This is a genomic window from Psychrobacillus sp. PGGUH221 (assembly GCF_042055255.1).
In the GTDB taxonomy this organism is placed as follows: Bacteria; Bacillota; Bacilli; order Bacillales_A; family Planococcaceae; genus Psychrobacillus.
This window is the reverse complement of sequence record NZ_JAQMHQ010000005.1, coordinates 44048-57760: the sequence shown is the minus strand read 5'-3', so window position 1 is coordinate 57760 and position 13713 is coordinate 44048. Positions and strand designations below refer to the sequence as shown.

Genomic DNA, 13713 nt, shown 5'->3' with positions numbered 1-13713 from the left:
TCTTTTTTTATGTTATAAAGGTAATTTAATACGGATGTCGATGAATGTAATGTAATAAAAGGGGGTACGAATGTGAAGAAAAGGTGGAAAATAATTGCTTGGTTATTGGGGAGTACCCTTGCGATAATTGCAATTGCGCTAATTGGAGTGAATATGTATATATCCAATTCCAAGCCTGTAATAAAGGGAAATCTTTCCGTAGATGTATTAGAGGCAGATGTTAAAGTTGTGCGAGATGCTGACGGTGTACCTCATATTCTAGCAAAATCGGATGCAGATTTATATCGCGCTCAAGGATTCGTACAAGCACAAGATCGACTGTTCCAAATGGATTTAGCGAGAAGGCAAGCAAGTGGGCAATTATCAGAAGTTGTAGGTGAAACAGCTTTAGATACAGATAAGTTTTTCTTAACATTTAGCTTGCGAGATGCTGCAGAAAAATCATATGAAGGTTATAGCCCAGAAGCAAAAGATGTGTTGAAATGGTATGCGGAAGGGGTTAATGAGTTTATCGCCTTCGCGAAAGAAGAAAAGAAATTGAGTTATGAGTTTAAGCTCCTTGGATATGAACCAGAAGAGTGGACGCCTATTGATTCTTTGGCAATAGGAAAATTTATGGCATATGATCTAGGAGGAAATTGGTCAACCTTGGCAATTAGGCATTGGGCTCTAAATGAATATGAGGAAGAAAAGGCGAAAGAATTATTTATTACTTATCCAGAGGATGCACAATCGATCATAGAGGCAAACAAAAATAAACCAGTAAATGTAAGTGGTTACTTTAATGCTTCTTTACTACCGAATGAATTTAACGGGAGCAACAATTGGGTCGTTAGTGGGAATAAAACGGAAAGTGGCATGCCACTACTTGCGGATGATCCACATTTAGGATTAAGCACGCCTTCTATTTGGTATCAAATGCATTTAGAGTCTCCAGAACAAAACGTAAGCGGGGTTATATTTGCTGGAATCCCTGGAATTATTCTAGGGCACAATGAAGACGTTGCATGGGGTGTCACGAATGTGGGACCTGATGTCCAGGATTTATATATTGAAACACCGAACCCGGATGACCGAACACAGTTTTTTTATGAAGGTAAGTGGGAGCAGGCAGAGGTACGTAAAAATGAAATTAAAGTAAAGGGACAAGAAGCCATTCCTTTCCAGGTTGTGGTAACTCGTCATGGGCCAATTATTTCTGATGTTTTATTCAAAGAAGAGAAAGCATCCGCTTTGTTTTCCATGCAATGGACTGCGCTAGAGCCGACGCTTGAATTACAAGCAATTCTTAAAATGAATAAATCGACTAATTGGGATGAGTTTGAAACTGCTCTAGAGGATTTCCATGCACCTGCACAAAACTTTGTGTTTGCTGCTAAAGATGGAACAATTGCATATAAAGCAAATGGTAGGCTACCAATACGTAAATCTGGAGACGGACAATTACCTGTGCCGGGAGACTCTGCTGACTATGGGTGGGAAGGGTATGTGCCATACAATGAACTACCTAATATTGTGAATCCTTTAGAAGGGTTTATTGCGACAGCGAACAATCAAGTAGTAGATGGTTCTTATAAATATCATATTACAGACTTTTGGGCGCAATCCTACCGATTTGATCGTATTGCAGAAGTGTTGAAAAGTAATTCCGATTTAACAAAGGAAGATATGATGAATTTACAAATGGATCAAACGAATTTATATGCTCGGGAATTTTTATCTTCTATGATTAATTCAGTGGAAAAGCTAGACAATGGTGGGGAATATAAAGAGATTATTAGTTTACTAGCTGAGTGGAACCAGGTGGATGACAAGGAGTTAGCGGCTCCTCTTGTTTTTCATAAGTGGATGAAGCAGCTTCCAAAGACTTTGCTGGAAGATGAAATGCCAGAGGATGTATACAATATGTTATTCGGAAAAGGAAATATCTCGGATCAGTTTTTAAGGAAAGGATATCGTAATGAATCTAGTGCATGGTTAGATGAGTATGGTGGAGTGGACAAATGGGTTTATGATTCTTTTGTAGATGCGATTGCGGATGTTAAAGAGGAGTTTGGTTCAAATGAAGAAAAGTGGAAGTGGGGGGATTATCATCAGTTAACATTTGACCATCCCTTGGCAGGTGCCTCGCCGATTTTAGAGTATTTATTAAATCCAAAATCTGTGCCAATTGGCGGCTCAAATATTACAGTGCAGGCAGCTGGTTTCGGTGATGATGGAAGAGTCGACCACGGAGCATCCTGGCGATTTGTTGCGGATTTGGCAGATTTAAGTGAGTCATATCATATCGTTGGACCTGGTCAAAGTGGGCATATGAAATCAGATTGGTACCAAGATCAGGTGATGGATTGGGCAGAAGGAAAATATCATACAACAGTTATTGATGGGGACATAGAGAAAGGCTATGAATTGAATTTGAAATCTAAATAAGTTTGGATAGAGAGACCACTCAGTATCTGAGTGGTTTTTTTTGGTTGAAACTGCTATGCGGTTAGAAAAATACCTATCCGGACAGAAACTACAACTATCCGGTCAGATATAATTTTATACGGACAGAAACCACACTTATCCAGTCGGAAATAATTTTATACGGACAGAAAATCGATTATCTGGTCACATCGGATGGCTCGCTCAAAGAATGAAAAACATTCAAATAAATGTTTGAATGAAGTTGCATATTAAATAGTGTGAACATATAATGAAAGTAACAATCAAATGAACGTTTGAATGAGGTGAGGAAATGCAGACCAAAGATATGTGTGAAGTGACAATTGTACATGAAGAAGTAGTGCAGGCTGTCAAAAAGAAGCTGCCAGAAGTTACAAAGGTTGCGCAAATTTTTAAAGCGTTGGCAGATGAAACAAGACTTAAAATTGCATATGCACTAACAATAGAAGAAGAATTATGTGTTTGCGATGTGAGTGAGATTATTGGATCATCTACAGCAACTGCATCACATCATTTACGATTTTTAAGAGATTTATCCCTTGCAAAATCACGTCGTAAAGGTAAATTAGTTTATTATTCATTAGCAGACCATCATGTGAACGAGCTAGTTAAAATCGCGTATGAACACGCGGTAGAAGAGGGTGAGAAAGATGGAGAAAACAGCTAAAAAAGAATATCGCTTAGAAAATCTTTCATGTGCCAGCTGTGCCATGAAATTCGAAAATAATATAAAAAGTCTTCCTAATGTCGATGACGCTCTTGTTAATTTCGGAGCATCTAAAGTTTCTGTAATAGGAGATGTGACGATAGAAGATATTGAGAAAGCAGGGGCATTTGACGGCATTAAAGTAGCACAAGAAAAGCAACGTAAAGTAGAAGAAAAGGTACCGTTTTTTAAACGAAAGGAAAATATCGTGACAGTCATTTCCTTTGTATTTTTAGTCATCGGGATTGTTGCGTCCATTGTCAATGGTGAGTCCCATCCATCTGCAGTCGGCTTATTTGTTGTTTCCATTGCTGTTGGTGGATACGAAATGTTCAAACATGGGTTTAAGAATTTATCAAAATTTTATTTTGATATGAATACGCTAATGACTATCGCCATTATAGGGGCAGCGATTATCGGTGAATGGAGAGAGGGTGCAGTGGTCGTCTTTTTATTCGCAGTGAGTGAAGCATTAGAAGCTTACTCGATGAATAAAGCACGACAATCAATTAGCCAGCTAATGGATATTGCTCCTCCAACTGCAACGATTCGCCGTGATAATCAGCTTGTAGAAGTCGATACAGAATTTATTCAAATTAATGACGTTCTCATTGTGAAACCAGGACAAAAAATTGCAATGGATGGAATTGTTTTAAAAGGTACATCAGCTGTCAATCAAGCGTCTATTACAGGTGAGTCAGTACCTGCAGTAAAAACTATAGGGGACGAAGTGTTTGCTGGTACATTAAATGAAGAGGGCTCTTTGGAAGTTCAAGTAACTAAGAGAGTAGAAGATACTACGATTGCTAAGATTATTCATTTAGTAGAAGAAGCACAGGCTGAAAAGGCTCCTTCACAAAAGTTTGTTGATAAATTCGCGAAGTATTATACACCTGCTATTATTGTGATCGCCTTTTTAGTAGCAATCGTTCCTCCATTATTCGGAGCAGATTGGCAGACATGGATTTACCAAGGACTTGCAGTTCTAGTAGTAGGATGTCCATGTGCATTAGTCGTATCTACACCCGTTGCAATCGTAACAGCAATAGGAAATGCCGCAAAACAGGGTGTACTTATTAAAGGTGGAATACATTTAGAAGAAATAGGTCGTTTGAAAGCAATTGCGTTTGATAAAACAGGAACATTAACAAAAGGTTATCCTGAAGTGACTTATGTGGAAGCAGAATCCGATAATGACTTCATTCAAAAAGTAATGTCTATTGAAACATATTCACAGCACCCACTTGCACAAGCAATTGTAAAGTATGCTTCTAAGGAACATATACAAGCGGTAGAGGTCGAGGAATTCCAATCTGTTACTGGAAAAGGTGCAGTGGGAGTAATAGAAGGAAAGAAATGGGCGGTAGGAAGCGTTGCTTGGATAGGTGCCATTAACACTGTTCCAACGGAAGTTATAGCTCGTGTGGAAAAGTTACAAACAGAAGGAAACACAGTGATGTTGGCTTCAGAGGATGGAATATACAAAGGATTTATTGCTGTAGCAGATCCAATTCGTTCAACTAGCATGACAGTATTAGCCGATTTAAAATCTGCAGGTATCAAACATACCGTAATGCTTACTGGAGATGATGAGCGAACTGCTAAAGCTATTGCTGTTAAACTTGGACTTACAGATGTAGAAGCCGGACTTATGCCGGAACAAAAACTATCTGCTATAAAATCATTGAAAGAAAAGTATGGGTCAGTAGCAATGGTTGGAGATGGTGTAAACGATGCTCCAGCACTTGCAGCATCATCGGTTGGAATTGCCATGGGTGGAGCCGGAACAGATGCAGCACTTGAAACGGCGGATGTTGCATTGATGGCCGATGATTTAGAAAAACTCCCATATACGATTCGATTAAGTCGAAAAGCATTGCATATTATTAAAGAAAATATTATGTTTGCATTAGGATTAAAAATCATTGCACTTTTACTCATTATTCCAGGATGGTTAACGTTATGGATTGCCATCTTTGCTGATATGGGTGCGACATTACTGGTGGTACTAAATTCTTTACGACTACTAAAAGTGCATAAGTAGCACGGGAGGGGTAGCATGAAGCTTACAGAATGGACAATGGAAGAACAAGAAGAGCTAATACATTTTATGACGACTAACACTTGGCCATATCATGGTAACTCTCATCCGGCGAGAGAATTAATAGAAAAGACGATTGAAGAAGGTGGATATCAATCGGACCAAGTGAAGACATTTTGGGTTGAAAATGAAAAAAAAGAACAAGTAGGAATTGTTAAAATCTATGACTTACAAGATGAGATTCCTTTATTTGATTTACGAATTGCAGATGAAGCGCGTGGAAGAGGATATGGTCCTCTTGCGTTGAAAATGGTTACTGAGTATGTTTTCCAACTACCTGAAGTGAAAATACGATTGGAGGGTCATACTCGACAGGATAATTTTGCTATGCGTAAAACGTTTGAAAGAGCTGGCTTTGTGAAAGAAGCGCAGCTCAGACAGGCTTGGTTCTCTCCCAAGGAAAACTCTTACTATGATGCAGTGACATATGGAATGACGAGAGATGACTTTTTAAAGGGAACTGCAACTCCGGTTAACTGGGACGATGATTTCAATAAAAAAGCAAAGAATGAAGAGCGACACTCTATTTCAGAGGAATTTTACACAGAACGGCTTATAATTAGAGCACCTCGTTTGGAGGATGCAGAAGTTGTGTGGAGGTCAGTAATTAACTCTCATGATGCATTAAAAGAGTGGATGCCATGGGCACAAAATAAACAAACATTGGAACAGACGACGACTAACTTACGCCAAGCGGTTGCTGATTTTATAACACGAAAAGACTTACGACTCCATTTGTTCTTGAAAGATACTGGTGAATTTGTAGGTGCATCCGGATTACATCGAATAGATTGGAATGTACGAAAGTTTGAAATTGGCTATTGGATTGATTGTAAGTTTGAAGGAAAAGGTTTAATGACGGAAGCTTGTGAACGAATAACACAGTTTGCTTTTGAGGAATTACAGGCAAACCGAGTGGAAATTCGTTGTGATAGTGAAAATGTTCGAAGTCGCTCCGTTGCAGAAAGAGTCGGATATACATTAGAAGGATTACTCCACAATGATTCCTTATCAGCAGACGGGAAAAGACTTAGAAACACATGTATTTATGGGAAAACAATCCAATAAAAAAGGATGCTCATAGAGCATCCTTTTTCTATACGGTCCGTCTTCCTGTTACAAGTTGAATAACAAAAATAATACCTGCTATAATTAGTAGTGTGTGGATTAGTCCTCCACCAATTTTTAATACTAAACCGAGTAACCAGAGTACGATTAAAATAACGATAATAGACCATAAAATTTTACCCATATATATTCTCCTTTCCGCTTGAGCATTTGGTTATTAAAGTTTTACCCTTTCATATATAGTGTTAAACATCATGATAATTTTTAAGGAGAAGAGATAAATTTGCTCACAAACGTAACGGAAGAAATTGTGAAGAGCCTAGTGACGATGCTTATGAGAGGTCCGGAATACCAAACCTTTTGTAAATGTGAACAATGTGAATTGGATATTATTGCTTTAAGCTTAAATACTTTACCAGCACATTACGTCACAACTGACAAAGGAAGAACGGCTGTATTTGAACGTTTAAATTCAAAAGAGAACTTAGAATGGATTAATAAGAGAATTATCCACTCCATTCATGTAATTGGAAAGTATCCTCATCGTAGTTAAACCTTAAACTTTCTCTCAGAACCTTATCAAACGATAAGGTTCTTTCACTTAGAAAAGCTCTACTTGGATAATATAGCTATATTTGTGAAGAAGAGAGCGTTGTAGTAAAATAAACGAAGTAGTTATGAAAGGAAGATACGTATGCCAACACCTAGCATGGAAGACCATATCGAACAAATATATTTGTTAATCGAGCAGAAAGGATATGCTCGTGTGTCTGACATTGCAGAAGCCTTATCTGTCTTGCCTTCGTCTGTAACGAAAATGGTACAGAAGTTGGATAAAGACGGTTTTTTAATTTATGAGAAATACCGTGGTCTTACACTCACTCCTAAAGGATTAAAACTTGGGAAAAAATTAGTGAAAAGACATGATTTATTAGAAGACTTCCTAAGACTAATTGGAGTAAAAGAAGAGAATATATACAATGATGTAGAAGGAATTGAACACCATTTAAGCTGGAATTCCATTGATCGTATAGCAGATTTAGTTTTGTTTCTAGAAGAGAATCCAGATCTTCAATCAAAACTCCTTGAATTACAAGAAGAAGAGATCGATTAGTTTATATACATAGTCTTTGTTACAGATTAGTTGGAGAGTTTATAATGCAAACGAAAAGGTAATAAGTAAAGTAAGGATTTCTGAATATATAAGTGGATAATGTACGATACAAATTAGAAGTAAGGTCAAGACCATTATCATAATTGGTCAGAAGGAGAGCGGTGAATTTGGCAGAGCTAGAATCAGGAGAAATCGTAAAATTAAAAGTTGAAGAAAAAGAAGGATCAAAATGGATTCTCACACATAAAGGAGAAGAAATCTCTTTAAATGCTTCTGAAGCACCAGAAGATTTACAAGTGGATGACAAGATTGAAGTATTTTTATTTGTAGATCGTAGAGGGAATTTATCAGCTACCACACAACTTCGACATATTACAAAGGGGACGTATGGATGGGCGAGGGTGATAAAAGTTACGGATAAAGAAGGGGCATTTGTCGATATTGGCACTTCTAAGGAGGTACAAGTAAAGGCAGAGGACTTACCGAAAGTGAAAGAACTGTGGCCAGTTATTGGCGATCACTTATATATGACACTTCGCACAGACAAAGAAGGAGAATTGTTTGGTCGTCTTGCAACAGAAGATCGCGTGGAGGAACTATATATAGATGCTCCAACTACTTTACTAAACAAAAATGTACAAGCTAGAGCGTATAGACTTCTTCCGATTGGATCTTTCTTACTTAGTGTTCCAGAAAATTACCGTATTTTCGTGCACCAATCAGAACGTGTGGAAGAACCTAGATTAGGCCAGGATTTAACGGTTCGTATCATAGATACAAAGGAAGATGGATCATTGAACGGTTCCTTATTACCTCGTAAACATGAACGTTTGGGAGACGATGCGGAATCTATTTTTAGATATTTAAATGACGTAGGTGGCAGAATGCCATTTACTGATAAGTCAACGCCTGAGGAGATCCAAGAAATGTTTACGATGAGTAAAGCGGCTTTTAAACGAGCACTTGGTAAACTCATGAAAGAGGGTAAAATTGTTCAAAATGATGGCTGGACAGAAGTAAAAATGTAAAAGAAAAGTTTCCAATAGCTAAACTTGGAAAGGTCTAAATAGTTAGAAATAATTGGAGAAGGAGTAAAAAGAATCGATCAGTCGGAACTTTTTGCTCCTTTTTTCGTACTAATGGAAGAATGGATTGGAAGAAAGGGGATATTTGAGTGAAGAAATTATTACAACCATTTATCGCTGTCATTTTATTGTTTGGAGTTTTAGTTACTCCTTCTATCACGTTTGCAGACTCTACGGGTACTACGGAACCAGTTAACGAAAAATTCGGTGCACCAATAGTCGTTTATGGTGGGAACCTGACAGATGAACAAAAAAATAGTGTGAAAAATAATTTAAAAATAACCGAGAATTCAGATGTTCAAGAAATAATCGTAACAGGGAAAGATTTAGCGACGTATTTAAAAGACGGTGATGCATCTGCACGAATGTTCTCTTCAGCCAAAATCACTAGAAAAGATGCTGGTAAAGGTTTAGTAATCAATATTGTCACACCAGATAATATTACTGAGGTAACTTCAGAAATGTATGCAAATGCAATGCTTACAGCTGGAATTCAGGACGCAGTTGTAGAAATCGCTGCTCCAAAACCAGTTACTGGTCATTCGGCGCTCGTAGGAATATATAAAGCTTACGAAGTGACAGGCGGAGAGTTAGACCCAGAACGTACAGATGTAGCAAACGATGAACTATCGGTAGCGACAAATCTTGCAAAAGAAGCAGGTATTGATGAAGCGAAAGTAAGTGAATTGTTAACAGAAATTAAAAAACAAATTGCTGAGCAAAATCCTGTTTCACGTGAAGAAGTTGAAAAGATAGTTACGGAGCAGTTAGCTAAGTTACAGATTGAACTATCTGAAAAAGATCGCCAATTACTAATAGATTTGATGGATCGAATTCGTCAACTAGACATCGATTTTAGCCAGTGGTCTGATCAATTGAATGATTTAAGTAAAACGATAGAAGATAAGATTGGTAAGATTGTAGATGATGAAGGATTTTGGCAAAGTGTCAAAGACTTCTTTAATAATTTAATTGATTCCATTCGTTCTTTATTTAATTAAACGATACACCCTAATTGTCATCGCAGGCATTTAGGGTGTTTTTTATGAGCTAGCGCTTAGAGTTTGGAAAGACGGATATACCTCTTGCTGCACGCTACGCATGACTCTCCGCAGGATAAGTCGCTCCTATATCCTTTACGGGGTTCATTGGACCCGTTAATTTCCGTTCCAGGCGGACGCGTTCCGCCGGCATGGCTTCAGCCGCTTCCCTTGCTCCTGCGCAAAGCTCGTCGCAAAAAACAATGCTCCTGCGCAAAGCTCGTCGCAAAAATTAATTTCGCTACGCTCTGTCCAGGGTCTTTTCGCTCATGCACCTGCCGCTTCGCTTTCGGTGCAGAAAACATTTGCTATTCCGGCTGGAGTCACCGCCTTCCACTACAATTATCTATTAACCGCCTTTCAATTAGAAAACGATCATACCATTGATAGAGCAAGTTTCTATCACTTACATTTTTCAATTAGTATTATAGAAAATCGTTGAAAAAGGCGACACTCCTGCGGGAATAGCGTTTGCCGAAGACCCCGCAGTTGAGGGGAAGGCAATCTAAGTTCGCCGCATCCTGCTCCTGCGCAAAGCTCGTCGCAAAAGAACTTTTGCGGCAACGATTGCATGACCAACATCGTGTTGGCCTAGGAGGCTAAGGCAACGCCCGTTGAAAGGGAGCCGTTTCAATGATTTTCTTATTTATCGGACGCAGGCGCGAATGCCTATAGAAATTATTACTATGACTTTTAATTTCATTGCATACTAACGATGAACCATTAATACTAACTTCCTATTTGCACATATTATATTTATTTGATATTATAAAACTAATAAAATTATCTTGAATTCGAGATAAAATGGAGGAGAAAGCAATGAAATTAGCAGGAATACACCATGTGTCAGCAATCACAGCAGATGCTGATAAAAATCACGACTTTTTTACAAGAATACTGGGCATGAGATTAGTGAAAAAAACAGTCAATCAAGATAGTACATCTTCCTATCATTTGTTTTATGCAGATGCTGTAGGAACCCCTGGAACAGATATGACTTACTTTGACATTCCGATGGCAGGAAGAACATATCCTGGTGTATCAAGTATTAGCAATACGGGATTCCGTGTAAAAAGCGAAGATGCTCTGAAATTTTGGAAAGAAAGATTTACGAAATTGGAAGTACCCCATGACGAAATAAAGGAAAAATTCGGGCGGAAAACACTTTATTTTGAAGACTTTGAGGGCTCTCGTTTAATGCTAGTAGTCGATGATGGTAAAGGAATTCCATATGGAGAGGCTTGGGTGAAAGAAGAGATCTCTGCTGAAAATGCGATTGTAGGATTAGGTCCAGTGAAGCTAACTGTGCGAAAAGCAGATCCAACAGAAAAAGTGCTTACAGAAATTCTAGGATTCACGTTAGCTGGCTCTTATCCATCAGAAATAGCTAATATGCCTGAAGTGCTAGTATATACCACAGGTGCAGGGGGGCCGGCAGGCGAAGTGCATATTGAAACAAGAACTGATTTACCACAAGAGAGACCTGGTAGAGGAAGTGTGCACCATGTTGCATTCCGTGTGCCGACAATGGAGGACTATCCAAAATGGGAAGAATTATTGCGTGCAAAAGGATTTGTCACATCAGGTTTAGTAGATCGTTATTATTTCAAATCCATTTATTTCAGAGAACCTAACGGTATTCTATATGAATTGGCTACAGATGAGCCAGGCTTTAATTCAGATGAACCATTAGAATCCTTAGGTGAGTCTCTCGCTCTACCTCCTTTTTTAGAAACAAAAAGAGAGCAGATAGAAGCTAAGTTGCGTCCGTTGTCAATTAACAAATAACTATGTTAAAATTCAAAAAAGGAGTGGTTGACTGTGGAATTTCAATACAAAGAATTAGGAAATGATGTTTATGCCTATCAATATGTCCAAGATGGTGAAAGACTTGGTGAAATTACGTGGACTTTACTTGGAGATGTCATGGTGATGGACCACACATACGTTTCAGATAAACTACGAGGGCAAGGTATAGCAAAGAAATTATTAGATACTGCAGTAGCCTACGCTCGTGAAAAAGAATTAAAGATGGAAGCTGTGTGCTCATACGTTGTGGCAGCTTTTAATAAATCAAACGAATATGACGATGTAAAAGCTTAATAAATATAAAAGGCAATCCGCTTATTTAAGAAAAGTGGATTGCCTTTTACATTTGTAATGTTAAATAAATAAAACTAAAATACCGGTTAATACGGATGCACCTGCCAATGTGTATAAGAAATCAGACTGATTAAAGATTAACTTTTTCTCCATCCTATTCCTTCCTTTCTGTAGTAAGTGTTAGTATTTAAATACCCCCCTAAAACAACTATTAAACAAGTTTATTTCATTTTGTATAGGGTAAAAGTAAAAAAAGATGAAACTTTTAGTAAGGTTGAACGTAAAATTACTATATAAAACATTAATGGAGGTATACATATGTCTCGTACAGGAGAAAAGGTTTTAGGTATTATAAGTGCAATTTTTACACTTCTAGCAATTATATTGATGGCGATAATTGTAACTACTGGAAGTGCAGCCATACAGGATGAGGCATTTAATACGGAGTTTGAGCAACAAATATTAAATGATCCAACTTTAACTGGTCAGGATGCGGAAGCAATTGCACAATTGGTGGATATACTTCCAAGTGTGTTTGGTGTATTTGGTTGGGGATTTGTTGTTGCCCTTGTAATTAGTCTTATACTAAATATTGTAGGGATTGTTTCTATATCCAAAAATAAAAATCCAAAATTAGCAGGTATTATGTTTATACTAGCTGGACTGTTTGCGGGGATCATATCGTTAACATCGATATTGTTATACATCGCAGCAATTATGTGCTTCGTCCGTAAGCCGCCAGTTGAATTCGCTGAGCAAGAATACTACAATCCAGATCAAACGGTATAACTAAATCACAATTCTTTATAAATAAGAAGATAAGAAAAAATTTTTTGCGACGAGCTTTGCGCAGGAGCAAAATGTCTTTCTGCGACGAGCTTTGCGCAGGAGCAAAATGTCTTTCTGCGACGAGCTTTGCGCAGGAGCAAGAATACTACAACCCAGATCAAACAGTATAAAGATAAAACACCGACTTACTCAGTAAGTCGGTGTTTTTAATAAATACACATATTTAGCCGTGGATAGAGGATGACCTTCAAAGTATTCGTCAAATTCTTCCAAGCATTCAAAACCGAAACGTTCATAAAATGCACGCGCTCCATCATTTTTGCTTTCTACATAGACGAATAACTGACGTCCCGTTGGCATCTCGATCAAGCCGGCCTGTAGAAGTTTTTTGCCGTAGCCTATTTGCTGATACTCTGGAAGTACATAGATAGCTGTTAGCTCGGCATCTCCATCTTCATCTACATACGTAAAATTAGCAAATCCAATTGGCTTTCCTTCAAACTCTGCAAGTAAAAAAATAGTTTTTTCCATTCTTTTGGCTAACATCGTATTTGAATAAGCCTTTTTTAGAAAAAGCTCTTGTATATTGTCTGGAATAATTCCTTTATATGTGCTGTTCCAACTGATCTTTGCGATTTGTTGAACAGTTGCTAGATCATTTAACGTGATCGCCCTAATCATTTGAGTCACCTCTAAATTCTTTTTGTTATCATAACAAAAATAATATCAATCTTCTACTATTGTGTGATAATAAAAATGAAAGGTGGGTTTTTTATGGAATGGAATTTACAAAAATTTAATGAAATGGATGTATATCAATTGTACGAAATACTCAAGCTACGCGTGGATGTTTTTGTTGTAGAACAAAATTGCGCTTACCCTGAATTGGATACTTATGATTATAATTCTTTGCATTTATTTGCTTGCGAAGAAAATGAGATAATTGCCTATTGCCGAATACTTCCACCTGGTGAAAAATATGAGGAATGCTCTATTGGAAGAGTAATTGTGAAAGAAAAATTCCGCGGGACTGGTGTTGCAAGACAACTTATGATAAAAGCTTTAGAAGAAGCAGAACGCACTTATCAAGTGGAATCGATTCAACTATGTGCTCAAAGTCATTTGAAAAACTTCTACAGTTTCTTTAACTTTCATGCTAGCTCGGATGAATTTGATGAAGATGGAATTACTCATGTTTATATGGTTAGAAATAAAAAAGTGTAAGTTTTGAAATAAAGGGTAAGTAATAAGTAGAACAT

Annotated in this window: 14 protein-coding genes; 12 read left to right on the top strand and 2 right to left on the bottom strand. The window is 37.7% G+C overall.

Going from position 1 to position 13713, the window contains the following annotated elements; genetic code table 11:
• Nucleotides 1–72 precede the first annotated feature (72 nt).
• The 4 genes from PGC35_RS09435 to PGC35_RS09420 all read left to right on the top strand — a co-directional run bounded on the left by PGC35_RS09435 (nucleotide 73) and on the right by PGC35_RS09420 (nucleotide 6323).
• The gene (locus PGC35_RS09435; protein ID WP_375218964.1) at nucleotides 73–2430 is read left to right on the top strand and encodes a penicillin acylase family protein; all 2358 of its coding nucleotides are present in this window, start codon (nucleotides 73–75) and stop codon (nucleotides 2428–2430) included.
• Between the two features lie 310 nt (nucleotides 2431–2740).
• Nucleotides 2741–3115, top strand: a complete 375-nt coding sequence (locus PGC35_RS09430; RefSeq protein ID WP_053591634.1) for an ArsR/SmtB family transcription factor — start codon at nucleotides 2741–2743, stop codon at nucleotides 3113–3115.
• Nucleotides 3099–5198, top strand: a complete 2100-nt coding sequence (locus tag PGC35_RS09425; protein ID WP_375218963.1) for a heavy metal translocating P-type ATPase — start codon at nucleotides 3099–3101, stop codon at nucleotides 5196–5198. Before PGC35_RS09430 ends, PGC35_RS09425 begins: the two co-directional genes overlap by 17 nt.
• Nucleotides 5199–5213: 15 nt before the next feature.
• Nucleotides 5214–6323, top strand: a complete 1110-nt coding sequence (locus PGC35_RS09420) for a GNAT family N-acetyltransferase (RefSeq protein ID WP_375218962.1) — start codon at nucleotides 5214–5216, stop codon at nucleotides 6321–6323.
• A 28-nt stretch (nucleotides 6324–6351) separates the two neighbouring features.
• Here the strand turns inward: PGC35_RS09420 and PGC35_RS09415 are convergent, their stop codons facing one another.
• The gene (locus tag PGC35_RS09415; protein ID WP_375218961.1) at nucleotides 6352–6507 is read right to left on the bottom strand and encodes a lmo0937 family membrane protein; all 156 of its coding nucleotides are present in this window, start codon (nucleotides 6505–6507) and stop codon (nucleotides 6352–6354) included.
• Between the two features lie 99 nt (nucleotides 6508–6606).
• On the opposite strand from PGC35_RS09415, the gene PGC35_RS09410 reads away from it, so the two are divergent.
• The 7 genes from PGC35_RS09410 (at nucleotide 6607) to PGC35_RS09380 (ending at nucleotide 12454) form a co-directional block, all read left to right on the top strand.
• Nucleotides 6607–6876: a late competence development ComFB family protein gene (locus PGC35_RS09410; RefSeq protein WP_375218960.1), complete on the top strand. Its 270-nt coding sequence runs from the start codon at nucleotides 6607–6609 to the stop codon at nucleotides 6874–6876.
• A 141-nt stretch (nucleotides 6877–7017) separates the two neighbouring features.
• Complete coding sequence (gene mntR, locus PGC35_RS09405; RefSeq protein WP_375218959.1) at nucleotides 7018–7437, top strand: transcriptional regulator MntR; 420 nt, start codon at nucleotides 7018–7020, stop codon at nucleotides 7435–7437.
• Between the two features lie 167 nt (nucleotides 7438–7604).
• Nucleotides 7605–8465, top strand: a complete 861-nt coding sequence (locus tag PGC35_RS09400) for a CvfB family protein (RefSeq protein ID WP_375218958.1) — start codon at nucleotides 7605–7607, stop codon at nucleotides 8463–8465.
• Nucleotides 8466–8611: 146 nt separating this feature from the next.
• Entirely contained in the window at nucleotides 8612–9523 is a 912-nt protein-coding gene (locus PGC35_RS09395) for a DUF1002 domain-containing protein (protein ID WP_375218957.1), read from the top strand.
• Nucleotides 9524–10381: 858 nt separating this feature from the next.
• Nucleotides 10382–11350, top strand: coding sequence for a ring-cleaving dioxygenase (locus PGC35_RS09390; RefSeq protein ID WP_275783558.1), 969 nt, complete (start codon nucleotides 10382–10384; stop codon nucleotides 11348–11350).
• Between the two features lie 33 nt (nucleotides 11351–11383).
• Nucleotides 11384–11665, top strand: a complete 282-nt coding sequence (locus PGC35_RS09385; protein WP_053591642.1) for a GNAT family N-acetyltransferase — start codon at nucleotides 11384–11386, stop codon at nucleotides 11663–11665.
• A 318-nt stretch (nucleotides 11666–11983) separates the two neighbouring features.
• Entirely contained in the window at nucleotides 11984–12454 is a 471-nt protein-coding gene (locus PGC35_RS09380; protein WP_275783554.1) for a DUF4064 domain-containing protein, read from the top strand.
• A 189-nt stretch (nucleotides 12455–12643) separates the two neighbouring features.
• On the opposite strand, the gene PGC35_RS09375 is transcribed toward PGC35_RS09380, so the two are convergent.
• A complete protein-coding gene (locus tag PGC35_RS09375; protein ID WP_375218956.1) occupies nucleotides 12644–13135 on the bottom strand; it encodes a GNAT family N-acetyltransferase in 492 nt (163 codons plus the stop codon).
• Between the two features lie 93 nt (nucleotides 13136–13228).
• Between PGC35_RS09375 and PGC35_RS09370 the strand changes: the two genes are divergently transcribed.
• Nucleotides 13229–13678: a GNAT family N-acetyltransferase gene (locus tag PGC35_RS09370; RefSeq protein ID WP_375218955.1), complete on the top strand. Its 450-nt coding sequence runs from the start codon at nucleotides 13229–13231 to the stop codon at nucleotides 13676–13678.
• The last annotated feature ends 35 nt before the right edge of the window (nucleotides 13679–13713 follow it).

What these genes read in the sequence shown, in the direction of transcription:
- PGC35_RS09425 (WP_375218963.1), top strand. Translation starts at nt 3,099, where the DNA reads ATGGAGAAAACAGCTAAAAAAGAATATCGCTTAGAAAATCTTTCATGT.
- PGC35_RS09380 (WP_275783554.1), top strand. Translation starts at nt 11,984, where the DNA reads ATGTCTCGTACAGGAGAAAAGGTTTTAGGTATTATAAGTGCAATTTTT.
- mntR (WP_375218959.1), top strand. Translation starts at nt 7,018, where the DNA reads ATGCCAACACCTAGCATGGAAGACCATATCGAACAAATATATTTGTTA.
- PGC35_RS09390 (WP_275783558.1), top strand. Translation starts at nt 10,382, where the DNA reads ATGAAATTAGCAGGAATACACCATGTGTCAGCAATCACAGCAGATGCT.
- PGC35_RS09415 (WP_375218961.1), bottom strand. Translation starts at nt 6,507, where the DNA reads ATGGGTAAAATTTTATGGTCTATTATCGTTATTTTAATCGTACTCTGG.
- PGC35_RS09430 (WP_053591634.1), top strand. Translation starts at nt 2,741, where the DNA reads ATGCAGACCAAAGATATGTGTGAAGTGACAATTGTACATGAAGAAGTA.
- PGC35_RS09375 (WP_375218956.1), bottom strand. Translation starts at nt 13,135, where the DNA reads ATGATTAGGGCGATCACGTTAAATGATCTAGCAACTGTTCAACAAATC.
- PGC35_RS09370 (WP_375218955.1), top strand. Translation starts at nt 13,229, where the DNA reads ATGGAATGGAATTTACAAAAATTTAATGAAATGGATGTATATCAATTG.
- PGC35_RS09420 (WP_375218962.1), top strand. Translation starts at nt 5,214, where the DNA reads ATGAAGCTTACAGAATGGACAATGGAAGAACAAGAAGAGCTAATACAT.